Source organism: Streptomyces sp. NPDC001108, from assembly GCF_053598535.1.
This window is the reverse complement of record NZ_JBSFKL010000009.1, coordinates 292,785-317,736: the sequence shown is the minus strand read 5'-3', so window position 1 is coordinate 317,736 and position 24,952 is coordinate 292,785. Positions and strand designations below refer to the sequence as shown.

Genomic DNA, 24,952 nt, shown 5'->3' with positions numbered 1-24,952 from the left:
CAGATCCCTCCCAGGAAGCACCCGACGCAACATATGACCGGGGCGGGGGCGGAACGGTTGTACAGGGCCGGGCTCCTTGACGATCTCTTTGCCTTTGGGGCAAGAGACCGACCGGGGATCGGTGTCAGCAGGCGTGTTCCGCGTAGCGGGCGGCCACCTCCGCGAGGACTTCGGCGCCGTCGCGGGCCCAGAGGGCTTCGTTGAAGATCTCCACTTCGATCGGGCCGTCGAAGCCGGTGGCCTCGACCGCCGAGCGGAAGGCGCGGAAGTCCACCGAACCGTCGCCGATCTGGCCCCGGCCGAGCAGGACGCCCGCCGGGAGCGGGGTGATCCAGTCGGCGAGCTGGAAGGAGTGGATGCGGCCGCCCGCGCCCGCACGGGCGATCTGGGCGAGGGCCTGGTCGTCCCACCAGATGTGGTACGTGTCGACGACCACCCCGACCTGCTCGGCCGGGAAGCGTTCCGCGAGGTCGAGTGCCTGGGCGAGCGTGGAGACGACGCAGCGGTCCGAGGCGAACATCGGGTGCAGCGGTTCGATGGCGAGGCGTACGCCGCGCTCGGCCGCGTACGGGGCGAGTACGGCCAGGGCGTCCGCGACGCGTTCCCGGGCTCCGTGCAGGTCCTTGTCCCCGGCGGGGAGGCCGCCGGAGACCAGGACGAGGGTGTCGGTGGACAGGGCCGCCGCCTCGTCGATCGCGGTCCGGTTGTCGTCCAGGGCGCGGGCGCGCTCCGTCTCGTCGACGGCGGTGAAGAAGCCGCCCCGGCAGAGGCTGGTGACGGTGAGTCCGTGGTCGGCGAGGAGGGCGGCGGTGCGCTCGACGCCGTACTCCTGGACGGGGCCCCGCCACAGGCCGACCTTGTCGATGCCCGCCTTGGCGCAGCCCTCGGCCAGCTCGGGCAGGGACCACTGCTTGATGGTCTCCTGGTTGATGGAGAGACGGCCGTCGCTCATCGGGTGCCTCCGTTGACCGTGAGAAGGGCGCGCATCCGGGACTCTGCCAGCTCCGGATCGGGGAACAGGCCCAGCCGGTCGGCGAGTTCGTACGCCTTCGCCAGGTGCGGCAGCGAGCGGGCGGACTGGAGGCCGCCGACCATGGTGAAGTGGTCCTGGTGCCCGGCCAGCCAGGCGAGGAACACCACGCCCGTCTTGTAGAAGCGGGTGGGTGCCTGGAAGAGGTGGCGGGAGAGCTCGACGGTGGGGTCGAGGAGGTCCCGGAAGCCCTGGACGTCGCCGGTGTCCAGCACCCGGACGGCGTGGGCGGCCAGCGGGCCCAGCGGGTCGAAGATGCCGAGCAGGGCGTGGCTGAAGCCCTGGTCGTCGCCGGCGATCAGCTCGGGGTAGTTGAAGTCGTCGCCGGTGTAGCAGCGGACCCCGCCGGGGAGGCGGCGGCGTACGTCGATCTCGCGCTCGGCGTCCAGGAGGGAGATCTTGATGCCGTCGACCTTGTCCGGGTGCTCGGCGATGACCTTCAGGAAGGTGTCGGTGGCGGCGTCGAGGTCGGTGGAGCCCCAGTAGCCGTCTAGCGCGGGGTCGAACATCGGGCCCAGCCAGTGCAGGACGACCGGTTCGGTGGCCTGGCGCAGCAGGTGGGCGTAGGTCTCCAGGTAGTCCTCGGGGCCGTTCGCGGCGGCGGCGAGGGCGCGGGAGGCCATCAGGATGGCCTGGGCGCCGCTCTCCTCGACGTGCGCCAACTGCTCCTCGTAGGCGGCCCGGACCTCGGCGGGGGTGGCGGGGCCGGTGAGCTGGTCGGTGCCGACGCCGCAGGCGATGCGGCCGCCGACCGCCTTCGCCTCGGCGGCGGAGCGGCGGATCAGCTCGGCGGCCCCGGCCCAGTCCAGGCCCATGCCGCGCTGGGCGGTGTCCATCGCCTCGGCGACGCCCAGGCCGTGGGACCAGAGGTGGCGGCGGAAGGCGAGGGTGGCGTCCCAGTCGACGGCGGCCGGGGAGTCCGGGCCGATGTCGGCGTACGGGTCGGCTACGACGTGGGCGGCGGAGAAGACCGTGCGCGAGGCGAGCGGGCTGCCGCCGGGGGCCAGGTCGAGCGGGGTGGTGCGGGGCTCGTACGGGCCCTGCGGGAGGTGGATGGTCATACGCGGATCAGCTCCGGTGCACGGTGCGGAAGGCGGAAGGCGGGGACGAGTCGTCCCGGGGGCGGTTCCGGGCTTCGGGACGAGGGGTGGGCGGCCGTCTCGGGGTCTGCTCCGGGACGGCCGCCCGGGAGGAACGTCGTCACGGGGACGTCATCGCGGAGACGTCGTCACAGGGCGTCCCCAAGGGAGCGTCCTCGGAGGAACGTCCTCAGAGGGAGAGTTCCGGGACGTCGAGGCGGCGGCCCTCGGCGTGGGACTTCAGGCCCAGCTCGGCGAGCTGCACACCGCGCGCACCGGCCATCAGGTCCCAGCCGTAGGGCTCGTCGAGGACGACGTGGCGCAGGAAGAGCTCCCACTGCGCCTTGAAGCCGTTGTCGAAGACCGCGTTGTCGGGGACCTCCTGCCACTGGTCGCGGAAGGACTCGGTGACCGGGAGGTCGGGGTTCCAGACCGGCTTGGGGGTGGCGGAGCGGTGCTGGACGCGGCAGTTGCGCAGCCCGGCGACGGCGGAGCCGTGCGTGCCGTCGACCTGGAACTCGACCAGCTCGTCGCGGTTGACGCGGACCGCCCAGGAGGAGTTGATCTGGGCGACGGCGCCGCCCGCCAGCTGGAAGACCCCGTACGCGGCGTCGTCGGCGGTGGCTGCGTACGGCTTGCCCTGCTCGTCCCAGCGCTGCGGGATGTGCGTCTGGACGTGCGCCTGGACGGTGGTGACCCGGCCGAACAGCTCGTGGAGCACGTACTCCCAGTGCGGGAACATGTCGACGACGATGCCGCCGCCGTCCTCCGCACGGTAGTTCCACGAGGGGCGCTGCGCCTCCTGCCAGTCGCCCTCGAAGACCCAGTAGCCGAACTCGCCGCGCACGGAGAGGATCTCGCCGAAGAAGCCGCCGTCGATGAGGCGCTTCAGCTTGAGCAGGCCGGGCAGGAAGATCTTGTCCTGGACGACGCCGTGCTTGATGCCCGCGTCCCGGGCGATCCGGGCCAGCTCCAGGGCACCTTCGACGTCGGTGGCGGTGGGCTTCTCGGTGTAGACGTGCTTGCCGGCGGCGATCGCCTTCTTGATCGCGTCCACCCGGGCCGAGGTGACCTGCGCGTCGAAGTAGATGTCGATGCTGTCGTCGGCGAGGACGGCGTCGAGGTCGGTGGACCACTCCGTCAGGCCGTGCTTCTGGGCCAGCTCCTCCAGCGCGTGGGCGCGGCGGCCGACGAGCACCGGCTCCGGCCACAGCACGTCCCCGTTGCCGAGGTCGAGGCCGCCCTGCTCGCGGATCGCGAGGATCGAGCGCACCAGGTGCTGCCGGTATCCCATGCGACCCGTGACGCCGTTCATGGCGATGCGCACTGTCCTGCGTGTCACGAAACTTCCTCCACCCTCGTCGGCGCCGGCCCGTCGTAGCAAGCGCTTTCTATGCGAGGTGACGCTAGCCTGCCGACAGCGGCGCGGACAAGAGGGCCCGGCCCGAAACATCGGAGGAGAGCGATGACGGTCACCCTGGCGGATGTGGCGGCCCGCGCCCGGGTGTCACCGGCCACGGTCTCGCGCGTACTGAACGGCAACTACCCGGTGGCGGCAGCCACCCGGGAGCGGGTGCTGCGCGCGGTGGACGAGCTGGACTACGTCCTCAACGGCCCGGCCAGCTCGCTGGCGGCGGCCACCTCCGACCTGGTCGGCGTCCTCGTCAACGACATCGCGGACCCGTTCTTCGGGATCATGGCGGGGGCCGCGCAGACCGAGATCGGCGGGCCGGGGGACGGTTCCGGCCGGGCGGGCGGCGAGAAGCTGGCGGTGGTCTGCAACACCGGCGGCTCCTCCGAGCGCGAGCTGACCTACCTCACCCTGCTCCAGCGCCAGCGCGCCGCCGCCGTCGTGCTGACCGGCGGCGCGGTGGAGGACCCGGAGCACCAGGCCGCCGTCGCCGCCAAGCTGGTCCGGCTCGCGGACGCGGGCACCCGGGTCGTGCTGTGCGGGCGTCCCCCGCTGCCGGACGGCTCGGCGGTCGTCGCGGCGCTCGCCTTCGACAACCGGGGCGGCGGCCGGCGCCTGACCGAGCACCTCCTCTCCCTCGGCCACCGCCGCATCGGCTATGTCGCGGGCCCCCTGGAGCGGACCACGACCCGGCACCGCCTGGAGGGCCACCGGGAGGCGATGCGGGCGGCGGGGCTCGGCGGCGACGAGGACCGGCTGACCGTGCACGGCCCGTACGACCGGGGCTCCGGCTACGACGCCACGCTCGAACTCCTGCGCCGCGAACCGGAGGTGACGGCGGTCGTCGCCGCCAACGACACGGTGGCGCTGGGCGCGTGCGCGGCGCTCCGGGACCGGGGGCTGAGCATCCCCGGAGACGTCTCGGTGGCGGGCTTCGACGACCTGCCGTTCTCGGTGGACGCGGTCCCGGCGCTGACCACCGTACGGCTGCCGCTGTTCGAGGCGGGGGCGCGGGCGGGGCGGCTGGCGATGGGCAAGGAGAACCCGCCGGCCGGCGGCGTCGAGACGATCGCGGCGGAGCTGATGGTGCGCGGCTCGACGGCGCCGCCCCGGGTGCGATAGCGGTAACGTCCCGCGCAGGCCCGTCCCGACCGGAGCCGTGCGCCCCCGCTACCGTGCGGCGGCCGCCACCGCGGCCCGGATCTCGCCGGAGAGCCGGGCCGCGTCCTCGGTGTAGCCGGTCAGCAGCAGCCGGCCGCCCTCCCGGGGCCGGATGACCAGGTGGACGTCCCAGCCCATGAACCGCCCCAGGGCGTGGTCCTGCCCCCGGTCGACCGCACCGAGGATCTCCGTCCAGGGCAGCACCCGGGTCTCCCCGGTCCGCTTGTAGACCAGGCCCTGTTCGCGCAGGACGAAGATCTCGCCGTGCCGTCGCAGGGTCCGCAGGCCGCTGGAGACCCCGCCGTAGACGCCGATGAGCGCGGCGCCCCACAGCAGTCCGGCGACCTCCGTGCCCGTGCCGTTCTGGTCGAAGACGGCGAAGGTCACCGGGATGGCGATGCCCAGGGCGACCAGGCCCAGCAGCAGAGCGACGACCGCGATGCGTCCGCGGCGCCCGTTGTCCGTCGTGTGGTTGCGGATGAATGCGCCCAGCGCGCGTTCGGCTTCCCTGACCATCAGTCCCCCGTCGAAGTCACGCCCGTCCGAGTCACGACCGTTCGAGCTCTGGCCGCTCAAGTCCTTCATGCAGCAGCCTTGTTGCCGCGACCCGTCCGTCAGTCTGGGCGACCGGCGAGCGGGCGGACAAGGGCCCCGGGCACCGTTCGGGGCGGGGAGGGAAAGATGGGGGTGTTGCCCCCATGCACCCCGGGGGCCGCGCCGGAAGTATGGGGCTCGGCGAAACCGGTGGTGCCGGCGCCGGACCGAGGAGGTGCGATGGCGAAGATCCAGAAGATCCGTGCGGGCGGCGACGAGCGGCCCCGTGTCGCTTCCGCGTCATGTCCGGCCGGGCCGGCGGTTCCCGCCGCCGTCCCGTCCGGGCTGCCGGGGACCGTGTCCGCCAACGGCCCGTGGTGGCGCCCCGCGCTGACCGACGCCTTACTGGCGGACAGCCGTCCGTCGCCCGAACTGGCCCCGGACTGGGCGTTGTTCGTCGAAGAGGCGGTCACGGAGGCGCCCGAGCGGGTGGCGATCGGCGACCGCGAGGACATGTCGGGGCTGCGCGGCTTCGAGCACGTGGTGGCCCCGTTCACCGCCCACGCGGCCCGGCGGTTACGGGACGGGCTGCCCCGGCGGCTGGACCGGTGGGCCGATCTGGACGCCGTGCAGGCCGACTTCGAGCGCCACCTCGCCCGGCGCCTCGCCCGCCAGGCCGCCCGCACCCTGGTCCTGGAGCTGCACACGGCGCGGTGCGAGGGGCGGCTGACCGGGGACGGCCCCGAGGCGCGGTTCACCGACTTCCTGCGGCGCACCGGCGCCCGGTCCGGGCTGGCCGCGCTCTGCGCCGGGTACCCCGTACTGGCCCGGATCCTGGCCCGTACCGCGCTCGACGCCGCCGCCGCGCTCGCCGAGATGCTCGCCCGGTACGCCACCGACCGGTCCTCGCTGCCCGGAGTCCGCGCCCCCTGGGGCACGGCGGCCGAGGAGAGCCGGCTGGTGGGCGTCGAGCCCGGCGCCGGGGACGGCCACCGGGGCGGGCGCACCGTGATGCTGCTCCGGTTCGAGAACGGTGCCCGGCTCGTCTACAAGCCGCGCCCGCTCGCCGCGCACCGGCACTTCAACGAGCTGGTCCAGTGGTTCAACACCCTGCCCGGCACCCCCGGGCTGCGCGCCCTCGCCCTGCTGGACCGGGGCCCGTACGGCTGGGTGGAGTTCGTCGCGGAGCGGCCCTGCCACGCGGCCCGCCAGGTCGACGCCTTCTACCGGCGCCAGGGCGCGCTGCTGGCCCTGCTGCACGTGCTGGACGGCACCGATCTGCACCACGAGAACCTGATCGCGGACGGCGAGTACCCGGTCCTCGTGGACGTGGAGACGCTGTTCCACCCGCCGCTGCCCGTCGCCACCTCGGACGATCCGGCGGCCCGCGCCCTGCACCGCTCGGTGCACCGGGTGGGGCTCCTGCCGCAACTGCTCGTCGGCGACGAGTCGGCGCTCGACATGTCCGGGATCGGCGGCGGGCAGGCGGCCGAGTCCCCGGTGTGCGGGGTCGACTGGGCCGACGCGGGGACCGACCGGATGCGGCTGGTGCGCCGGGCGGGCCGGATCGGCGGCTCCGCGAACCGGCCCCGGCTGACCGGAACGCCCGCCGATCCGTCCGCCTTCACCCGCGCCCTGTGCGCCGGGTTCCGCGCCGGGTACACCGCGCTCATGCGGGCCCGTGCCGAACTCCTGCGCCCGGGTGGCCCGTTGGACCGCTTCGCCCATGACGAGGTGCGGGTGGTGGCGCGCCCCACCTGGATCTACGCCTCGCTGCTGGACGAGTCGACCCACCCGGACCTGATGAAGGACGCCGCCGAACGCCACCGGGTGCTCGCCCTCCTGGGCACCGGCACCCTGGGCTCCGCCGCGCTGCCCGGCATCCTGGACGAGGAGATCGCCCAGCTGTGGGCGGGCGACGTGCCCCTCTTCACCGCCCTGCCCGAGCGCGCCGACCTGTGGAGCGGGACCGGCAGGCTGATGCCCGGCACCCTCGCGGACACCGGCCTCTGCCTGGTCCGGGCGAAGCTCGCGGCGATGGACACGGTGGACCGGCACGACCAGGAACGGATCATCCGGGCCGCGATGGTGACCACCTCGCGCGAGCCCGCCCATGTGTCGCGCTCCGGCCCACGCCGGGCCCGTACCGCCGCGACCGCCCCGGAGCCGGAGCAGCTCCTCGCGGCGGCCCGGTCGGTCGGGGACGAGCTGGTCTCCCAGGGGTACGCGGGCGAGGCCCGGCTGAACTGGATCGGCCTGGAGCTGCTCGACGAGCGGTACTGGCGGCTGACGCCGATGGCCGCCGATCTGGCGGGCGGCTACACCGGTACAGCGTGCTTCCTGGCCCAGCTCGCCGCGCTCACCGGGGCGGACCGGTACGCCACCGCCGCCCGGGCCGCGCTCGCCCCGCTCGCCGGGCTGCTGGACCTGCTGCACACCCGCCCGGACGATCTGGGCGCGGTGGGCTCGGGCGCCTTCGCCGGGATCGGCGGGATCGCGTACGCGCTCGCCCAGGTCTCGGACATCCTGGATGACCCGCTCCTGGCCGAACTGCTGCCGCCCGCACTGCGGTTGACGGGTGCGGCGGCCGCCGGCGAACAGGAGCGCGGGGTGCGCGCGGGCACGGCCGGCGGGCTCGCCGCGCTGCTCACCGGGTACCGGATCACCGGCCGGGACGACGTGTGGCGGGCGGCGGAGCGCTGCGCCGGGGCGCTGCGCGGGGCACCGCTGCCCGAGGCGCCCGGCTTCGCCGACGGGTCCGCCGGGGTCGGCTGGGCGCTGCTGCGGTTCGCCGGGGCGGGCGGCGGCGAACCGTACCGCGCCTCGGGGCTCGCCGCGCTGCGCGCCGCGACCGGGGCGGTGGACCGGAGCGCCTCCTGGTGCCGGGGGCGGACGGGTGTGGCGCTGGCGGTGCTGGACAGTCCGGCGGCCCGCGCCGACCCGGAGCTGTCCGGCTGGGCGCACCGGGCCGCGGCGGACATCGCCGAGGCCGCGCCACCGCCGGACGACAGCCTGTGCCACGGCGAGCTCGGCGTCCTCGAACTGCTGCGCCTGGGCGAACCGGCCGGGGCCCGCACCCGCTGGGTGGAGCGGGCCGGGGCGCTGCTCGCGGCGGCCGACCGTACGGAACCGCGCTGCGGGACGCCCGGCCAGGTGCCGCATCCGGGGCTGCTGACCGGGCTCGCGGGGATCGGCCACGGGCTGCTGCGGGCCGGGTTCCCCGACCGGGTGCCGTCGGTGCTGCTGCTCGCGGGTCCGTGAGCCCCCTCCCTTCCTCACGCTCCCCTCGTCGCACCACTCCCGCACGACCCACGCACCACTCACGCACCACCCACGCGCCCCTCACGCACCACTCGCGCACGACCAACCTCCCACGAAATGAGAAGAGGCAGACCATGCAGACCACCGAAGCTTCCGCCTTCCGCTCCGTCGAGCTCGACGACGCCGGCAACGAGCACCCCGTGGGCGGAATAGCCCTGGGCGCGGGTGGCCGCCTCGGACTGCGGAGCAGAATCCTCGGCGCCGCCGACACCGTGGGCGAGATGACCGGGGACCTGCCCTGGACCACGATGACCTGGAACTGAGAACCTGAGTTTCAGCCAATTCCGTTTGAGATCAAGCGACTTGACACGCTGACCGGTAGTCATCGACTCAAGTAGCCTGCGCACATGCGTGCCACTTCGTCGGTGATTGCCGGGCGTGTCGCTGAGACCGACCTGCTGAGCAACGCCCTGTACGCCGCGTCGCGGGGTTCGGGCCGGGCCGTCCTCTTCGTCGGGGAGGCGGGCATCGGCAAGTCCCGGCTGGCCGGCGAGTGCGCCTACCGGGCGTACGAGCGGGGCATGCCGGTGCTGCGCGGCCGGGCCACGTCGACGGGGCTCGTGGTGCCGTTCCGCCCGCTGATCGAGGCGTTGTCGTCCCGGTTCCGGGCGGCCGGCACCCCCACCGACCCGGAACTGGACCCGTACCGTCCGGCGCTGGCCCGGCTGGTGCCGGAGTGGCGCCAGGGCTCGGCGCCCGGCTATCCGGAGACGGTGGTGGAGCTGGCCGAGGCGCTGCTGCGGCTGCTGTCGGTTCTCGGCCAGGAGCACGGCTGCGTGATCCTGCTGGAGGACCTGCACGACTCCGACACCGAGACCATCGCGGTGGTCGAGTACGTCATCGACAACGTGGCGGACCTGCCGGTCCTGCTGCTGGGCACGCTGCGCCCGGAGCCCGGCGCCGCGCTGGACCTGGTGCGCTCGGCGGAACAGCGGCAGGTCGCCACGGTGCGGGAGCTGGCCCCGCTCGGCGACCCGGACGTACGGGAGATGATCGCCTCCTGCCTGGAGGCCCGCCCGGACGAGGTGCCGTCGGCGACCCACGAGCGGCTGGCGGACCGGGCGGGCGGCAATCCGTACCTGGTGGAGGTGCTCCTCGCCGATCTGCTGGACTCGGGGCAGCTGCGCCGGACTGACGACCGGTGGGAGGAGCACGCCAACCCGGACGCCTCGGTGCCGACCGGGGTGGTGCGCAGCTGGTCGCGGCGGTTGGACCGGTTCGACGAGCCGGTACGCGAACTGCTGCTGTGCGCGGCCACGTTGGGCAGCCAGTTCTCGGTGACCGTGCTCCAGATCGTCACCGGCTTCGACGACCGTACGCTCTTCAGCCATCTGCGCGCCGCCGTGGAGGCCAACATCATCGCCCCCGACGGGGCGGACCCCGACCGCTACACCTTCCGGCACACACTGACCGCCGAGGCCCTGGTGGCGTCGCTGGCCCCGGCGGAGCGGGCGGCGACGGCGCGCCGGGCGGCCCTGGCCCTGGCCGGGGTGGAGAACCGGCTCGGTGACGAGCAGCGGCAGTTGATGGCGACGCTGCAACTGGCCGGGGGCGACCGGCACGGTGCCGCCCGGCAGTTCGCCGGGGTCGGGCGGCGGATGCTGGCGGCGGGCGCGTCCGGTTCGGCGGTGACGCTGCTGGAGCGGGCCCGCGCGCTCGCCCACGAGAGCGATCTGCGGTCCATCACGGAGTCCCTGGCGATCGCCCACGCGGAGGCCGGTGAGCTGGACACGGCCCTGTCGCTGACCGCGGAGCTGCCCCCGGTGCCGCCGTGCTCCGACGCCGCCGAGCAGCGCGGCGAGGCCCATGTCCGGATCGCCTGGGCGGCGGTGATGGCGGAGCGGGTGGACGAGGCGGCCGGGCAGATCCGTACCGCGCGGTCCATGTTCGGCGCGGCGGTCGGACCCGAGCCGGCGGCGGCGCTCGACGTGGTGGAGGGGCACCTCGCCCTGCTGCCCGGCCGGGCGGGCGACGGGCGGCAGGAGCGGGCGCAGGAGGCCGCGCGCCGGGCCGCCGCTGTCGCGGAGGAGCGGAGCCTGCCCGTGGTCGCCTGCCAGGCCTGGCAGTTGCTGGCGCTGCTGGCCCGGGAGCGCGGCTTCGACGAGGCCGACGCGTGCCTGGAGCGGATGCTCGCCGTCTCCGAGCAGCACGCCCTGCCGGTGTGGCGGGTGGAGGCGCTGGTCCGGCTCGGCGCCAACACGTTCATGCGGACCGGCGACCCGGTCCGGCTGGAGACGGCCCGGACCGCCGCCCAGTCGCTCGGTGCACTGGTGCCGACGCAGACCGTGGACGGGCTGCTCGCCATGAACGCGGTGATGCGGGGCGAGTGGGACGGGGCGCACGCGATCATCGAGCGGTCGCTGGCGGCCAGCGCCCGGGTCCGCAATCTGGGGGCGCACCGCTATCTGCTGCTCGCCTCGGCGACGCTGGCCGCGCACCGGGGCCGAAGACGGGACCTGGACCGGGCGCTGGCCCGGTTCCGCCGGGCGGGCGGTGAGGAGTCCCTGCTCGTGCCGCTGCAACTGGGGCTCTGCCGGGCCTTCGCGGCGCTGCTGGAGGAGGACCGGGAGAGTGCGCTGGAGGCGCTGGACTCCTCGCTGGCCTGGGAGCGCGAACATCCCAGTTTCTTCTACCTGAGCGGGCGTTACGGGCTGCGCCCGCTGCTGCGGATCATCGAGCGGCGGGGCGGGCTGGGCGGCCGGGCGGAGCTGAACGCGATCCTGGCGAGCCCCGGCGCGGACCTGGCCTGGAACCAGCTGTTCCTGCGGCTGGCCGAGGGCGTCCTGCACGGCCGGGCGGGCCGGACGGAGTTGGCGGGGGAGACGATCGGGTCGGCCTTCGACGAGGCCGCCGCCTTCCCGCTCGCCCGCCATCTGGGGCTGCGGCTGGTCGCCGGGGCGGCGCTGGACGAGGGCTGGGGGGAGCCGGTGGGCTGGCTGCGGACGGCGGAGGAGCACTTCTACGGCGCGGGCATCCAGCCGGTGGCCGCCGCGTGCCGGGCGGCACTGCGTCAGGCGGGGGCCAGCGTGGGCCAGCACCGGGGCGGCTGGGACCGGATCCCCGCCCTGCTGCGGACGAACGGGGTGACGCCGCGCGAGTACGAGGTCTTCGTCCTGTTGGCGGAGCGGCCGGGCAACCAGCAGATCGCCCGGCGGCTGTCGATCTCACCGCGCACCGTGGAGAAGCACATGGCCAGCCTGCTGAGCAAGACGGGCCGCCCGGACCGGGCGGCCCTCTGCGCGTTCTCCGCCGAATGCGCGGCCGAACGGGACTGAGGGGGACGGACCGCCGTCCGGGTACGTGGGGGCGGGGCGGGCCGCCTCGCCCCCACGGGGTCAGTTGACGGTCAGCAGGGCCGTGTTGTTCGCGAGGTCCGGGTCGAAGTCGAAGGGGTATGTGCCGAATTCGCCGTAGGCGGGGTGGATGCTCACGGCACCGGTCGCGCCGGGCACCACGGTGTCGATGCGCACGGAGAACGCGAAGGTGCGCTGCGTGTCCTCCAGCACCCAGTACCGCAGGTCGCAGTCGTAACGCGGGGCGCCCGTGCGGTTCGGGTAGTAGCCGCCGGTGAGGGTGCGGGGGTAGCAGCCGGACGGTGCGCCGGTGACCGTGGTGCCCTCGGGCACGATCAGCCGGACCTCGGCGACCGGGTCGCCGGAGCCGAGGTTGCCGAGCCAGGCCGGGCCGTTGTTCTTGAAGGTGAGTTCGGCGGTGCGCGTCTCGCCCGCGGCGCCGGAGACGGCGTCGCCGGTCACGGAGAAGTCCGCGGTGTTCTCGGCGCCGATGGCGACGATCGTGTAGTTGTTCCCGGAGTCGGTGTCCTGGGCGCCGCCACCCGGCTGGACGTCGATGTCGAGCCGCTCGCTCATCGCGTGCGGGGCGAGCCGCACCGTCAGCGGCTCGGGCAGTTCGAAGGAGTCGCCCGGCGCCAGCACCTGATCGAACGTGCAGGTGGCGTGGGTCATCGGGGCGTAGTCGGTGCCGTCCGTCGTGGTGTAGGCGCAGGCGCCGTACCGGGTCAGGTCCGTCAGACCGTACGAGGCGGAGAGGGTGACGGTGAACCCGTGCGCGCTCTCGTTGCCGTCGTTGGTGACCTTGAACGGGATCGTCCGCTCGTCGCCGGGCCGGCCCTTCTCGACGGCGGGGACGGGAGCGAGGGCGAGGTCGGGTCCGGAGCCGACGGTGAGCGTGGTGTCGAAGCTGTCGTGCGGGGCGGTGAGCGTGCCGTCGGGGCCGCCGGTCGCCGTCGCCTCGTAGGTGATCCTGCCCTGCGCTCCGACCTCGGCACCGTCGGCCGCGCGCACCGTCAGGGACACCTGCCGGTGGTAGCCGTCCCCGATCACGGGCACCACGGGGACGTCGCACACCGCGCTCGTCCCGCTCGGCGTGCAGTTGTCGGGCCAGGTCACCTCGGCGACCCCGGCGAGACCGGAGACGTCGACGGTCAGTCTGCCGTCGGTCACCGTGAAGTTGTCGTTGTCGTGGGAGAGACCGACGTCGACCGTGCGGGACTGCGGCTGAGCGCCGTCGATGCCGAGCGGAAGCGTCTGCTCGGACGGCTCGTTGATCCACAACTGGTCGGTCTGCGGCGGGTCGTCGGCGGCGAACGCGGGCACGGCGAGACCGGCGGTCAGCAGACCGGCCGCCACCACTGCGGCGGCACCGGATCTGAGTCGTACCGGGCGTCCGGAGAACAGGCTCATTGCTACCCCCAAGGGTGTGATGGAGCACCGGCGGCCCCGGCGCACCGAAATGATCATCACACGCCGGGGCCCACCGCGCCCCGGTTTTCGGGGCTGCCGGGCCCCGGTCCGGCGACCCGGGAACTCGGGCCGAAACCAAGGGGGTTTGCCGCGTGCGCGGACCGTCGTCGTGGGCGATCGGACGGTGCGCCTTCCGCCGGGCCGCCGGTCAGCCGGGCCGCCGTCAGCAGGCGCAGCTGACGGAGCCGACCGGGGCGGTCAGCGGATCCGCGTCGCGCTGCTCGACACCGGCCGGGGTCTCGACGGGGAAGCCCTCGCGGATCCAGTACTCGATGCCGCCGATCATCTCCTTGACCCGGTAGCCGAGCCGGGCGAGGGCGAGCGCCGCGCGGGTGGCCCCGTCGCAGCCCGGCCCCCAGCAGTAGGTGATGACCGGCACCGCCGGGTCGAGCAGCTCCCCGGCCCGGTCCGGGATGTCGGCGGTGGGCAGGTGGACGGCGCCCGGAACCCGGCCCTGCGCCCAGGCGGCGCTCCCGCGCGAGTCGACGAGGACGAAGCCCGGGTCACCGGCGTCGAGCGAGGCGCGGACGTCCGAGACGTCCGCCTGGAAGGCGAGCCGGGCGGCGAAGAAGGCGGCGGCCTCGGCCGGGGCCGCGGGCGGCACGCTCAGGGCGGGACTAGGGGCGGTACGGGGCGTGGTCGTGGTCGAGGTCATGGCTGCAGTCGTGATCGTGGTCGCGGTCATGAGGAAAACGCTATGCGGGGCGACCGAGGCCCGGAACCGAAGATCCCCGGCCGTCCTCGGCAGCGACAGGGGATCCCGTGGTATTCGTCGACCATGGCCATTGTTTCCCTCGACGAGACCGACATCCGCATCCTGGAAGCCCTCCAGCAGGACGGCCGGGCCAGCTACGCCGAGCTGGCGCGGACCGTGTCCATGTCGCCCAGCGCCGTCACCGAACGGGTGCGGCGGCTGGAGGAGAGCGGGGCGATCCGCGGCTACTCCGCCGTGGTCGACCCGGAACGGCTGGGGCTCGACATCCTGGCCTTCGTCCGCCTCCGCTACCCCACGGGCAACTACAAGCCGTTCCACGACCTGCTGGCAACCACACCCGAGATCGTGGAGGCGCACCACGTGACCGGCGAGGACTGCTTCATCCTGAAGGTCCTCGCCCGCTCCATGCGACATCTGGAGACGACGACGGGCCGTATCGCCGGACTCGGCTCCGTCACGACCAGCGTCGTCTACTCCAGTCCGCTGCCCAGCCGCGCGGTCACGTCGATCGCCCGGCAGCCCTGACCACCCCGGCAGCCCTGACGGCCTTGGCCGCCCTCGACCCCCGCGCGGGGCCGCGTGCCACAATGCCGCGCATGAACGATCCGGCCGCGATGTCGCCCATGGCCCGGCAGGTGCGCCGGCGGTGGCGCGACCGGGAGGCGCCCGACGGGGACTTCCTCGTGTTCGCCGACGGCTCCCTCGTCGTGATGGACCTGCTGCGCATGCGGCCGCACGACCGGCCCGACGACCCACGGGCCGAGAGCTGGTACTGGACCGAGAAGCTGCGCGCCACCGAGTGGAGCACCGAAAGCTGGGTGGAGATCGACTCCGCCCTCGCCACCCACGTCCACGAGGGGGACCGCGCCTGGGCGGGAGAATCCGCCCACCACGGCTCCATCGGCTGGGTCGCCCTGGCCCGGGACGACGACGAGGGCACCCTGGAGTGGCTCGCCGTCTCCAACTGGTCCGATCCGTTCCACGCCGTCACCCTGGACGACACCGCGGTGACCGCGATCAGCACCGCCGGCCGCATCTGGACCTTCCCCCGGGACGCGCCCCAGGAGGTCCGCATCACCGACGACCCGGCGTATCCCGGCAGTCGGGGCCTCGTGCCTTGACCGGGGAGGGCCCGGGGAAGGCCTCTCGGTCGTCGCGGGGCAATCGTGTTGACCGCCCCGGCAGGCGGTGCTTGGGTCGGCGCATGGACAGCGTTTCCGCCAACCGCCGGTTCTGGAATCGGATCAGCGGCTCCTACCAGCGCGAGCACGACCCGCAGATCGGCGCGGCGCCCCGGCTCTGGGGCACGTACGCCATCCCCGACGCGCAGCTGCGGGCCCTGGGCGACGTCACCGGCAAGCGCGTCCTCGAACTCGGCTGCGGCGCCGGCCAGTGGTCCAGGGTGCTCGCCGCCGAGGGGGCCACCGTGGTCGGGCTCGACCTGTCCGAGGCCCAGCTCACGGCGGCGGCTCGCGCGATGGGAGCGGCCCGCTATCCGCTGGTGCAGGGCGCCGCCGAACGCCTCCCGTTCGCCGCCGACAGCTTCGACCTGGTCTTCTGCGACTACGGCGGGCTCAGCTGGGCGCCCCCGCACCTGGCCGTCCCGCAGGCCGCGCGCGTTCTGCGCCCCGGTGGGCGCCTGGTGTTCAACGTCGCCAGCCCCTGGTTCGAAGCCTGCTACGACGAAGCCACCAGCCGCGCGACCACGACACTGCACCAGGACTACTTCGGGCTGGACGCCATCGACGAGGGCCAGGGCGCGGTCAGCTACCAGCTCACCTACGGCGGCTGGATCAGGGTCCTGCGCGGCGCGGGTCTCGTCATCGACGACCTCATCGAGCCCCGGCCCGACCCCGGAACGGCCAACGGCTACAACCGGACCGACCCGCCCGACTGGGCACACCGCTGGCCGGCGGAAATGCTCTGGGTGACCCACAAGGCGTAGCCGCCCCGGGAAAGCCCTGCCCGCCCACACGGACGCGGGCGGCCGGGCGGGGGGTGCGGCCCCGGCGGGCACCGACCGCCGGGGGTGCTGGTTAGTCTGGGACGGCCGCTCCGGGAGCCCCGCAGAGCACGGGCCGGATGGGCGGCCGGACCACGGCGAAAGGATCACCACGTGAAGCTCGCTTTCTCGACCCTCGGAGTACCCGGGATGCCGGTAGCCGAAGTCGTCCGGCTCGCCGCCGACCACGGCTACCAGGGGGTGGAGCTGCGCGCCCACCCGGAGGAGCCGGTGCACCCGGGCCTCTCGAAGGACGAACGGGACGCCGTGGCCGAGGAGTTCGGCAAGGGCGGCGTGGAGATCCTGACCGTCGCCGGGTACGTACGGGCCGCCGCCGAGGGCACGGACGCGCCGGTACTGACGGAACTGGCCGGGCTGATCGACCTGGCGCACGACCTGGGCGCGGCGAACGTCCGGGTCTTCCCGGGAGGCGGCGGCCTGCCCGCCTCCGAGGCCGACGCCATCGCCGCCCGCCGCTTGGCCGCCGCCGCCCCGCACGCCGCCGACCGGGGCGTACGTCTCCTGCTGGAGACCCACGACTCGCACCGGGCCGGGGTCGACGTGGCCCGGATCGTCGGAACGGTCGGACACGGCTCGGTCGGCGCGATCTGGGACGTCATGCACACCTGGCTGGCCGGCGAGGAACCGGTAGCCAGCCACGCCGTACTGGCCCCGCACCTGGGCTACGTCCAGGTCAAGGACGTCGCCTCGGCCCAGGACACCACCCCCATGCTCCTGGGCACCGGGGTGCTCCCCCTCCCGGCCTGCCTCGCGACGCTGGACGGGGACGACCCGGACGGCTGGCTCTGCTGGGAGTACGAGAAGCGCTGGCACCCGAACGCAGCGGAACTCCCGGGGCTGCTGACCGCCGGGCGGGACTATCTGCTGCGGACGATGGGGCGGTAGCCAGGTAGCCCCTCTTCAACCCTGATCGCGCCTCGCGGCCAGCCGGTCGGCCCGGGTCCGCTGCAACCACTCCAGGTTCTCCAGGACCGGGTTCGAGTCGGCCGGCTGCGGGTCCTGGTCGGTCCCGGTGAGGTCGGAGGGTTCGGTGGTGTTACTCACGGTCGTTCCTCGTGTCGCGGGCTGATGCGGACGCGGGTGTGGCAGGGGCATACGCGGCGAAGGCGCTCGACGACGATCTCGCGGGCTCTCGCGGCGCCCGGTCCCGGACATTCCGCATGGATCCCCACACGACACCGGGTGCCAGGGCGCCGCGGACCGGAGCGGTCACGGCTGCCCGGGAACCGGACGGAGACCCCGCTGCTCCCGGCACGGCGCGCACGCGTACCGCGAGACGGCGGAGTCCGGCTCCTCACCGACGACGCAGACCGCGACGGCGGTCCCGGACGGTCCCTTGTGCCAGTCGCACCAACCGGTCATGCCGGTGCACCGCTTGCACCGGCATACCGGGTACGCGTGGCAGATGGAGACGGAATCGACCGGGGTGATCACGGCTATGGGCCTCACGACGCGCGTGGTGCGCCCGTGCCGGTCGACCTCGTAGACCTTGATTGTCATTGGCATGTCGGCCGCCGAAGAGAGCGCCCGCACGAGATGGTCGGCCGGACATGATGCCAGCAGGCTGCACCGTGGAGCCGGGCAGTACTCGCGGCTACGAGCACAGGCACGATCATGGCCTCTCCTCTACCTGTGTGGTGTGGACAGGCAAAGCGTGGCCCTTGGGAAGGGGCACAACTGCTACAAGGTGTGGCAGTTGTCAGACGGCGCCGATCCAGTGCGCGAAGTGCGACAAGGACTCGGCATCGGCCCGATGGAACCGCCGCAGTCCGCTGGTGACTTCGCGTGCCCAAGGGTGTTCACGGGTGTGCTGAGGAGCGGCCGCCCGGGCAGCCCTGAGGCTCTCGAAAGCATCACCAGGAAGGTTGGCCCACTCCTGTGCACGGGCCAGTTCAATGTAGAAACCGCTCCGGCGCTCGGCTGGGAGCGTGGCGGGCGGCGTCCACTCGGTAGCCACGCGCAGCGCACGATCAACGTGATTCGGCCCGAGACTGACAGCCACGGACATTTCGTGGATGCGGACCGAGTCCGGGCCGAAGGCGGTGCCCAGATAGACGCCCTCGCGCGCGACTTGATCGCCGAAGTGCCGGGCATCCGTCAGATGGGTGTCGGCTGCGTCCGCGTCTCCGCCTCGTCCGGCGATCACTGCTGCCCGCATGTGGAGCGCACCGCGCGCGGCAGCAGTCAATCGGGACGACGGTGCTGGTGCCGCGTGGATGGCTTGCTCCAACGCGACGAGACCAACGGCATGGGCTCGGGCCGCAAAGAAGACCTCGGTTCGGACATATGCGGCGGCAGCTTGGGCAAGGGGGTCCGCCGCCCCATCTGCAGCCCACCTCATCAGGTCGATTAGCCGGGCGGAGAGGTCGTACTCCCCGTACTTGAAGGCGATCGCATCGCCCGCTCGGGCGGTGGCGACCAGCATCCTGGCAGCCGTCCGCTGCTCTGCAGCCCGTGCAGTGTGGACGTACCTGATGCTGTCGCACAGCAGATCAGGGATCCCTGTGGCGATCCGGCCGTACTGCGCCCCGAGCCTCCAGTCGACCACCTCGCGCACTGCTACGCCCAGTTCAGCGGGCCCTCGGGTCGGAGGCCCCTGCGGGACGTCGTACCCGGCGATCCCGGCGGACAGTGCGGGGAGGGCCTGATGCACCCGGCGCTCGGTTCCGACGTACCCCGTGCGTAACTGCGTAGCGTCCACACCGAGAGCAGCAGCGAGCGCTTCGAGTACGTCGTCGCTGGGGCGTCGGGCACCACGCTCGACAGCTCGGACGGTGGAGTAGGAGACGTGCGAGGCGGCGGCAAGACCGGTCTGGGTGAGGCGGCGCGCGCGTCTGCAGGCCGCAACCCGCTCACCGACCTCGCGCGGGGAGTCGACGAACACGACCCAACCGTATCCGAGCGGTCACCGCGTGCAGCGGGAACAGGGTCGATGTCTACTCGCCGACGATGGCAACCAGGTCCATGAGCGAGTCGACCACCCAGTCCGCAGCCTCCCGGACCTGGGGATCGTCGGCCCACCAGTGCCCCCACGGCCCCCGCCGGAGCTGCGCCGTGCGGAGGCCCGCCGCTCGGGCAGGGACAGTGTCGTTCGCGGGGTGATCGCCGACGTAGAGGGTTTCCCGGGCCGGGGCTCCCGAGGCATCGATGACTCGGGCGAAGAACTCAGGGCTCGGCTTGGCGCAGCCCCATTCTCCAGAAGTGGCGATGAGATCGGCCGGCAGATCCAGTGCTCGCAGCAGCTGCCCGGCCTTCACCGTCTGGTTGCCCGCGACGACGACCCGCACACCGAGGTCCCGCAGCGCGCCGAGCGCGGGGCGTACGTCGTCATACAGGTCGGTTTCATCGAGGTGCTCGCCCTGCCCGGCGGCCTCGCGTGCGGCGTACTCGGCCGCGATGTCGATACCGGGCTTCAAAAGACGGAGGGCTTCGGCGTTGTCGAGGCCCTGGGCGGTGACGGCGCCTACGAGTGCGGAGAGGGTGTGCCTCGGGACACCCACCCAGTCGGCCCAGGAGCCCCAGTACCGATCGTCGCGCACGAGGGTCTCGCCGATGTCGAACACGATTGTCTTCATCAGGGCGAGCCTACGAGGTCCGGTGGAGCACCGACGCCGATGGGCCGCTTCGATGGAGCGGGCGACGGCGACGCGTACGCGGGTCCCGGACGGCGCACGCTCACTCGTGGTGCAAGCACAACGACTCCCCTTCTCGCCCATTGAACTGATAGATGGTCAGGTCGGGCAGGTCGAGCTGGGCGGTCACTTTGGCGCTGGCTCGACCTGCACGACCAGCGCCGTGACCGGCGGCTTTCCGGCGGGAGTGAGTTGGGCGAGGAGGTCCGGGTGGGCCGAGACGCAGGCCGGCCGTTGACGCGCAGGGTGGTCGGCAGCCGGATGAGGAAGAGCAGTCCGACGTGTCCGGTCCGGAGCACGTTGCGCATGGTGTCGAGCCCTTTGTTGCCGGTCGCGTCGGGGATCGCCAGGGTGCGCTCGTCCAGCACCGAGACGAATCCGGCCGGGCCGCCGCGCGCGGTGTCACGTCCGCCCGGCCCTCGGCGTCCGCGCTGCCGATGAACACCAGGGAGGAGCAGCCGATGAGCGCCCGGGTCTCCCCGGCCAGGCGGTCGGTCTCCTCGCAGAGCAAGTTCGGGTTCCTTGCCTACCGCGCAGGAGCCTCGTCCCGCCGTTGTCGGTGGCCGCCGGTAACGTCCGGGGCCATGGATGATGCCGTGAGGATCGTTGTGGAGCGCGGGTACGAATCGGCCCCGATCGACTACGAACGTCTTGTCTCCCTGGTCGAGTCCACCGGTGAACAGGTCGTGCTCGCCGAGCACGGTGTGCCGGTGAGCGTGCTGTTTCCGGCGGGGAAGGTGGCCGAGTGGGAGCACTGGGCCCGCGCCGAGCCTCCCGCGCCCGAACCCGTACGGCAGGACGAGGAAGAGGGCGAGGAGACCGAGGACGAGGGCGGGCCCGTGTGGGAGGTCGGCCGGCTCCGGGTCGAGGCGTTGGCCGATCCGCTGGAGTACGGCCCGTACGTCCGCTGCGTACGCGGTGACGGACGGCGGGTGAGCTTCGTCCGAGGCGGGATGGTGGTCGCCGTGCAGGTGGGCGCCGAGGACGCGGCATGGCTCAGGGACCGGGCCCGGCAGGCGCGCCAGGGGTACATGAGCCCTCAACAGGCGGCGGCCTTCGAGGAGTTCCTGGCGCGGCAGCCTCCGGTCGGCGGGTCCTGAGCCCGGGGCGGCTACCGCCCGGCCGCGACCCGCTCGGGGGCGGGCGCCGCCTCCCGCGTACGGGGTCGGCGCGCCCCCGCCAGGGAGGTCAGGGCCACCCCGCCGACCAGCAGGGCCGCCGCGCACCACCGCAGCGGGCTCACCGACTCGCCCAGCAGCAGTGCGGCGGAGGACATCCCGAAGACCGGCACGAGCAGGGTGAACGGTGCCACCGAGGAGGCCGGGTACTGGCGGAGCAGGAAGCCCCAGACGCCGAAGCCGAAGACGGTGGTGATCCAGGCGACGTAGACGACGATCCCGGCGCCGCTCCAGTCCAGCGCGGCCAGCGCCGCCCGGTCCCGGTCCCAGCCCTCGAAGAGGAGGGAGAGGCCGATCAGGGGGAGGACCGGCACGGTCGAGACCCACACCATGAAGTTGAGCGAGTCGGGCGGGGCGGCCTTGCGGGTCAGTACGTTGGAGACGCCCCAGCACGCCGCCGCCGCGATCACCAGGGCGAAGGCGAGCACGGGTCCGCTCGCGCCCTCGTCGACCGCCGCGACCCCGATGCCCGCGAGTGCCACTCCCATGCCCAACACCCGTATTCGGCCCGGCCGTTCGCCCAGCGCGAGGGCGGCGAAGAGGGCGGTGAAGACGGCCTGGACCTGGAGCACGAGCGAGGACAGCCCGGCGGGCATGCCCCGGTCCATGCCGATGAAGAGCAGGCCGAACTTCGCGACCCCGAGGGCCAGCCCGACGCCCACGATCCACTTCCACGCGACCTTGGGCGGCCCGACGAACAGGACCGCGGGCAGGGCGGCGGCCAGGAAGCGGAGGGCGGAGAAGAGCAGCGGGGGGAAGTGGTCGAGGCCGAGCTCGATGACGACGAAATTGACACCCCAGACGGCGGCCACCAGGACGGCCAGGGCGATGTGGAAGGGACGCATGCGGCGAGCATCACCCGCCCCGACCATGTAGCACCAGCGCGGATTCCTTCATGGTGGAATTGAGCAACGCTAATGAATCACTTTCCGGGAGGCACCGTGCTGGATCTGCCCCGGCTGCGCGCCCTGCACGCGGTCTCCGTGCACGGATCGGTGGCGTCCGCCGCCGCCGCGCTCGGCTACACCCCGTCGGCGGTCTCCCAGCAGATCACCAAGTTGGAGCGGGAGACCCGTACGACCCTGCTGGAGCGGCGCGGGCGCGGGGTCGCGCTGACCGAGGAGGCGCTGCGGCTCGCGGACACCGCCCAGGAGCTGCTGGCGATCGTGGAGCGCGCCGAGACGGCGCTGGAGGAGCGCAGGGGGCTGCCGACCGGTCGGCTGTCGGTCGGCGCGTTCGCTTCGGCGGCGCGCGGGCTGCTGCCCGGGGTGCTGGCGGAGCTGGACCGGGACCATCCGGCGCTGGACGTCCGGCTGACCGAGGTCGATCCGCATCTGTCGGTCGATCTGGTGGCCAAGGGCGTGATCGATCTCGCGGTCGCGCACGACTGGGACATCGCCCCGCTGCCCGCCCCGGAGGGCGTGGCCCAGGCGGTGCTCGGTGACGACCGCTGCGATCTGCTGGTGCCGGAGGGGCACCGGCTGGCCGGGCGGGGCTCGGTACGGCGCGAGGAGCTGGCGCAGGAGCGGTGGATCTGCCAGCCGCCGGGAACGGTCTGCCACGACTGGCTCGTACGGACGCTGCGGGCGGCCGGGTGCGAGCCGGACCTGCGGCACCAGGCGGAGGAGAACCACACCCAGCTCGCCCTGCTCGCCGCCGGTCTCGGGGTCGCGATGATCCCTCGCCTGGGGCGTGGGCCGCTGCCGGCGGGGGTGGTGGCGGTGGAGCTCGACCCGGTGCCGGTGCGGCGGCTGTACGCGCTGTGGCGTACGGAGGCGGCCCGGCGCCCGGCGATCACGACGGCGGTGGCGGCGCTGCGGGCGCACGGGGCGGCGGTGGGGCTGAGCCCCGTCGGCTGACCGGTCCGTCCCGGCCCGTCCCGTCGGCCGCCGTGCCGCCCCCCTGCCCTGCCGCCCCTCGCTCACCGGCCCTGCCCCGCTACCCCTCCCTCACTGACCGATTCCACCCGCAGTGGCCGGTAATGCGGGCCACGCCGCGCGGGCCGGAACGGTCCGAACCCTTGACCGGAAGTTATTTTCTGGATATCCGTGCTCCTTGGCAGTTTCTTTCACCAGAGGTTTCTTTCCCCACCTCTCGTCCCCGAGTACGGCCGAAGGAGCTCACGTGCACCACCGCACCTCCAGACGCACCCTCCTCACCGCCACCGCGGCGACTGCGGTCGCCGCCGTCACCGGCGCGGGCCTGGCCCCCGGCGCCCTCGCCGCCCCGAGGTCCGCGAGCAGCGGGCCGCACGAATCAGCCGCCACCGACCGCCGGATCCGGCGGATCGTCTCCGGGATGAGCCTGGAGGAGAAGGTCGGGCAGCTCTTCGTGATGCGGGTGTACGGGCACTCCGCCACCGAGCCCGACCAGGCCGACATCGACGCCAACCTGACCGAGATCGGGGTCCGCACGGCCGCCGAGATGATCGCCAAGTACCACGTCGGCGGGATCATCTACTTCGCCTGGGCGCACAACACCCGCGACCCGCACCAGATCGCCGACCTCTCCAACGGCATCCAGCGCGCCGGCCTCGCCGGGCCCACCCCGCTGCCGCTGCTGGTCTCCACCGACCAGGAGCACGGCATCGTCTGCCGGGTCGGGGAGCCGGCCACCCTGATGCCGGGCGCGATGGCGCTGGGCGCGGGCGGTTCGCGCTCCGACGCCCGCAAGGCCGGGCAGATCGCGGGCGCCGAGCTGGGCGCGGTCGGCATCAACCAGAACTACGCCCCGGACGCCGACGTCAACGTCAACCCGGCCAACCCGGTGATCGGCGTACGCTCCTTCGGCTCCGAACCGCAGTCCGTGGCCGGGATGGTCGCGGCGCAGGTGAAGGGGTACCAGAGCAGCCGGATCGCCTCCACCGCCAAGCACTTCCCGGGCCACGGCGACACCAGCACCGACAGCCACACCGGGCTGCCGGTCATCACCCACACCCGGGCGCAGTGGTCCGAGCTGGACGCGCCGCCGTTCCGGGCCGCCATCGCCGCGGGCATCGATTCGATCATGACCGCGCACATCGTGGTCCCGGAGCTGGACCCCTCGGGCGACCCGGCGACGCTCTCCCACCCGATCCTCACCGGCATCCTCCGCGAGGAGCTGGGCTACGACGGTGTCGTGGTGACCGACGCGCTGGGCATGGAGGGGGTGCGGACGAAGTACGGCGACGAACGCGTGCCGGTCCTCGCCCTGAAGGCGGGCGTCGACCAGCTGCTGAACCCGCCGGACCTGGCCGTCGCGTGGAACGCCGTCCTCCGGGCCGTGAAGAGCGGCGAGTTGACCGAGGCCCGGCTCGACGAATCGATTCTGCGCATCCTGCGGCTGAAGACGAAGCTGGGGCTGTTCGACAACCCGTTCGTCAGCCACGCGGGCGTGGACCGTACCGTCGGCACCCGGGCGCATCTCGCCGCCGCCGACCGGATCGCCGAGCGCACCACCACGCTGCTCGCCAACGACGGTGCGGTGCTGCCGCTCTCCCGCCGCTCGCACAAGAACCTGCTGGTGGTCGGCGCCGACCCGGCGTCCCCGTCCGGCACCACCGGCCCGCCGACCACCACCCTGGCCACCGCCTTCGGCGAGCTGGGCTTCGCGGCGACCGCGCTCTCCACCGGCACCGCGCCCAGCGCGTCGGTGATCGCCCGCGCGGTGGAGGCCGCGCGCGGCAAGGACGCGGTGGTCGTGGCGACGTACAACGTCACGGCGAGCAGTTCGCAGCGCACCCTGGTGAGCGCGCTGGCGGCGACCGGGGTCCCGGTGATCACGGTCGCGATCCGCAACCCGTACGACGTCGCCCAGCTGGCCGGTACCGGCTTCGCGGCGAACCTGGCCACGTACTCCTGGACCGATGTGGAGCTGCGGGCCGCCGTCCGGGTGATCGCGGGCCGGGTGGCGCCACGCGGCACCCTTCCGGTCCCGGTGCAGCGCGCCGACGACCCGTCCCGGGTGCTGCACCCGGTGGGGTACGGCCTGAAGTACTGAGACCGGCCCCGTCGTTCCGCGTCGCCCGGGACGCCTCGGGCGACGCGGGGCGACGGAACAACGGAGCGCCGGAACGACGGACGGCGCGTGGGACCAGGTGGTCCCGCGCGCCGTCCGTCGTCATGTC

Annotated in this window: 21 protein-coding genes and 1 pseudogene; 11 read left to right on the top strand and 11 right to left on the bottom strand. The window is 73.4% G+C overall.

Translation table 11 applies throughout. The features are described from left to right. Nucleotides 1–124 precede the first annotated feature (124 nt). From ACWC97_RS21980 to ACWC97_RS21970, 3 genes are all read right to left on the bottom strand, one after another. Entirely contained in the window at nucleotides 125–952 is an 828-nt protein-coding gene (locus tag ACWC97_RS21980; RefSeq protein WP_450651021.1) for a sugar phosphate isomerase/epimerase family protein, read from the bottom strand. Then, nucleotides 949–2,091, bottom strand: coding sequence for a dihydrodipicolinate synthase family protein (locus tag ACWC97_RS21975; protein WP_352273880.1), 1,143 nt, complete (start codon nucleotides 2,089–2,091; stop codon nucleotides 949–951). Before ACWC97_RS21975 ends, ACWC97_RS21980 begins: the two co-directional genes overlap by 4 nt. Before the next feature lie 208 nt (nucleotides 2,092–2,299). After that, on the bottom strand, nucleotides 2,300–3,451 hold the full coding sequence (locus ACWC97_RS21970; RefSeq protein ID WP_352273879.1) for a Gfo/Idh/MocA family protein: 1,152 nt from the start codon (nucleotides 3,449–3,451) through the stop codon (nucleotides 2,300–2,302). A gap of 123 nt (nucleotides 3,452–3,574) precedes the next feature. Between ACWC97_RS21970 and ACWC97_RS21965 the strand changes: the two genes are divergently transcribed. Further along, on the top strand, nucleotides 3,575–4,642 hold the full coding sequence (locus ACWC97_RS21965; protein ID WP_450651019.1) for a LacI family DNA-binding transcriptional regulator: 1,068 nt from the start codon (nucleotides 3,575–3,577) through the stop codon (nucleotides 4,640–4,642). Nucleotides 4,643–4,690: 48 nt separating this feature from the next. Here the strand turns inward: ACWC97_RS21965 and ACWC97_RS21960 are convergent, their stop codons facing one another. After that, nucleotides 4,691–5,266: a hypothetical protein gene (locus ACWC97_RS21960; RefSeq protein ID WP_450651017.1), complete on the bottom strand. Its 576-nt coding sequence runs from the start codon at nucleotides 5,264–5,266 to the stop codon at nucleotides 4,691–4,693. Between the two features lie 189 nt (nucleotides 5,267–5,455). On the opposite strand from ACWC97_RS21960, the gene ACWC97_RS21955 reads away from it, so the two are divergent. From ACWC97_RS21955 to ACWC97_RS21945, 3 genes are all read left to right on the top strand, one after another. Further along, the gene (locus ACWC97_RS21955) at nucleotides 5,456–8,476 is read left to right on the top strand and encodes a type 2 lanthipeptide synthetase LanM family protein (protein ID WP_450651015.1); all 3,021 of its coding nucleotides are present in this window, start codon (nucleotides 5,456–5,458) and stop codon (nucleotides 8,474–8,476) included. Between the two features lie 134 nt (nucleotides 8,477–8,610). Further along, the gene (locus tag ACWC97_RS21950; RefSeq protein ID WP_352273875.1) at nucleotides 8,611–8,799 is read left to right on the top strand and encodes a hypothetical protein; all 189 of its coding nucleotides are present in this window, start codon (nucleotides 8,611–8,613) and stop codon (nucleotides 8,797–8,799) included. An 84-nt stretch (nucleotides 8,800–8,883) separates the two neighbouring features. Further along, nucleotides 8,884–11,811, top strand: coding sequence for an AAA family ATPase (locus ACWC97_RS21945; RefSeq protein WP_450651013.1), 2,928 nt, complete (start codon nucleotides 8,884–8,886; stop codon nucleotides 11,809–11,811). A gap of 60 nt (nucleotides 11,812–11,871) precedes the next feature. Here the strand turns inward: ACWC97_RS21945 and ACWC97_RS21940 are convergent, their stop codons facing one another. Next, a complete protein-coding gene (locus ACWC97_RS21940) occupies nucleotides 11,872–13,239 on the bottom strand; it encodes a hypothetical protein (protein ID WP_450651011.1) in 1,368 nt (455 codons plus the stop codon). A gap of 223 nt (nucleotides 13,240–13,462) precedes the next feature. Further along, entirely contained in the window at nucleotides 13,463–13,954 is a 492-nt protein-coding gene (locus ACWC97_RS21935; protein ID WP_450651069.1) for a rhodanese-like domain-containing protein, read from the bottom strand. A 123-nt stretch (nucleotides 13,955–14,077) separates the two neighbouring features. Between ACWC97_RS21935 and ACWC97_RS21930 the strand changes: the two genes are divergently transcribed. The 4 genes from ACWC97_RS21930 (at nucleotide 14,078) to ACWC97_RS21915 (ending at nucleotide 16,922) form a co-directional block, all read left to right on the top strand. After that, entirely contained in the window at nucleotides 14,078–14,539 is a 462-nt protein-coding gene (locus ACWC97_RS21930; RefSeq protein ID WP_352273872.1) for an Lrp/AsnC family transcriptional regulator, read from the top strand. Nucleotides 14,540–14,610: 71 nt separating this feature from the next. Continuing rightward, nucleotides 14,611–15,135: a hypothetical protein gene (locus ACWC97_RS21925; RefSeq protein ID WP_450651009.1), complete on the top strand. Its 525-nt coding sequence runs from the start codon at nucleotides 14,611–14,613 to the stop codon at nucleotides 15,133–15,135. 83 nt (nucleotides 15,136–15,218) lie between these two features. Next, nucleotides 15,219–15,959: a class I SAM-dependent methyltransferase gene (locus tag ACWC97_RS21920; protein ID WP_450651007.1), complete on the top strand. Its 741-nt coding sequence runs from the start codon at nucleotides 15,219–15,221 to the stop codon at nucleotides 15,957–15,959. Nucleotides 15,960–16,130: 171 nt separating this feature from the next. Then, nucleotides 16,131–16,922 (top strand): sugar phosphate isomerase/epimerase family protein, encoded by a 792-nt coding sequence (locus ACWC97_RS21915; protein ID WP_450651005.1) that lies wholly within the window; start codon nucleotides 16,131–16,133, stop codon nucleotides 16,920–16,922. 15 nt (nucleotides 16,923–16,937) lie between these two features. On the opposite strand, the gene ACWC97_RS21910 is transcribed toward ACWC97_RS21915, so the two are convergent. The 4 genes and pseudogenes from ACWC97_RS21910 to ACWC97_RS21895 form a co-directional block, all read right to left on the bottom strand. Further along, the gene (locus tag ACWC97_RS21910) at nucleotides 16,938–17,081 is read right to left on the bottom strand and encodes a hypothetical protein (protein ID WP_450651003.1); all 144 of its coding nucleotides are present in this window, start codon (nucleotides 17,079–17,081) and stop codon (nucleotides 16,938–16,940) included. A 655-nt stretch (nucleotides 17,082–17,736) separates the two neighbouring features. After that, complete coding sequence (locus ACWC97_RS21905) at nucleotides 17,737–18,921, bottom strand: helix-turn-helix domain-containing protein (RefSeq protein WP_450651001.1); 1,185 nt, start codon at nucleotides 18,919–18,921, stop codon at nucleotides 17,737–17,739. 52 nt (nucleotides 18,922–18,973) lie between these two features. Beyond that, nucleotides 18,974–19,612 carry an HAD family hydrolase gene (locus tag ACWC97_RS21900; RefSeq protein ID WP_352273868.1) on the bottom strand — a complete coding sequence of 213 codons (639 nt, stop codon included), beginning with the start codon at nucleotides 19,610–19,612 and terminating at the stop codon, nucleotides 18,974–18,976. Between the two features lie 100 nt (nucleotides 19,613–19,712). Continuing rightward, nucleotides 19,713–20,150: pseudogene (locus tag ACWC97_RS21895) on the bottom strand (pyridoxamine 5'-phosphate oxidase family protein); the annotation flags it as partial. A 115-nt stretch (nucleotides 20,151–20,265) separates the two neighbouring features. Here ACWC97_RS21895 and ACWC97_RS21890 point away from each other — a divergent pair. After that, entirely contained in the window at nucleotides 20,266–20,769 is a 504-nt protein-coding gene (locus tag ACWC97_RS21890; RefSeq protein ID WP_450650999.1) for a type II toxin-antitoxin system Phd/YefM family antitoxin, read from the top strand. A gap of 11 nt (nucleotides 20,770–20,780) precedes the next feature. Here the strand turns inward: ACWC97_RS21890 and ACWC97_RS21885 are convergent, their stop codons facing one another. Further along, nucleotides 20,781–21,692 carry an EamA family transporter gene (locus tag ACWC97_RS21885; protein ID WP_450650998.1) on the bottom strand — a complete coding sequence of 304 codons (912 nt, stop codon included), beginning with the start codon at nucleotides 21,690–21,692 and terminating at the stop codon, nucleotides 20,781–20,783. 96 nt (nucleotides 21,693–21,788) lie between these two features. Here ACWC97_RS21885 and ACWC97_RS21880 point away from each other — a divergent pair, with 96 nt between their 5' ends. Together ACWC97_RS21880 and ACWC97_RS21875 are read left to right on the top strand one after the other, a co-directional pair. Continuing rightward, nucleotides 21,789–22,706 carry a LysR substrate-binding domain-containing protein gene (locus tag ACWC97_RS21880; protein ID WP_450650996.1) on the top strand — a complete coding sequence of 306 codons (918 nt, stop codon included), beginning with the start codon at nucleotides 21,789–21,791 and terminating at the stop codon, nucleotides 22,704–22,706. A gap of 265 nt (nucleotides 22,707–22,971) precedes the next feature. Next, complete coding sequence (locus ACWC97_RS21875) at nucleotides 22,972–24,825, top strand: glycoside hydrolase family 3 protein (RefSeq protein WP_450650994.1); 1,854 nt, start codon at nucleotides 22,972–22,974, stop codon at nucleotides 24,823–24,825. The last annotated feature ends 127 nt before the right edge of the window (nucleotides 24,826–24,952 follow it).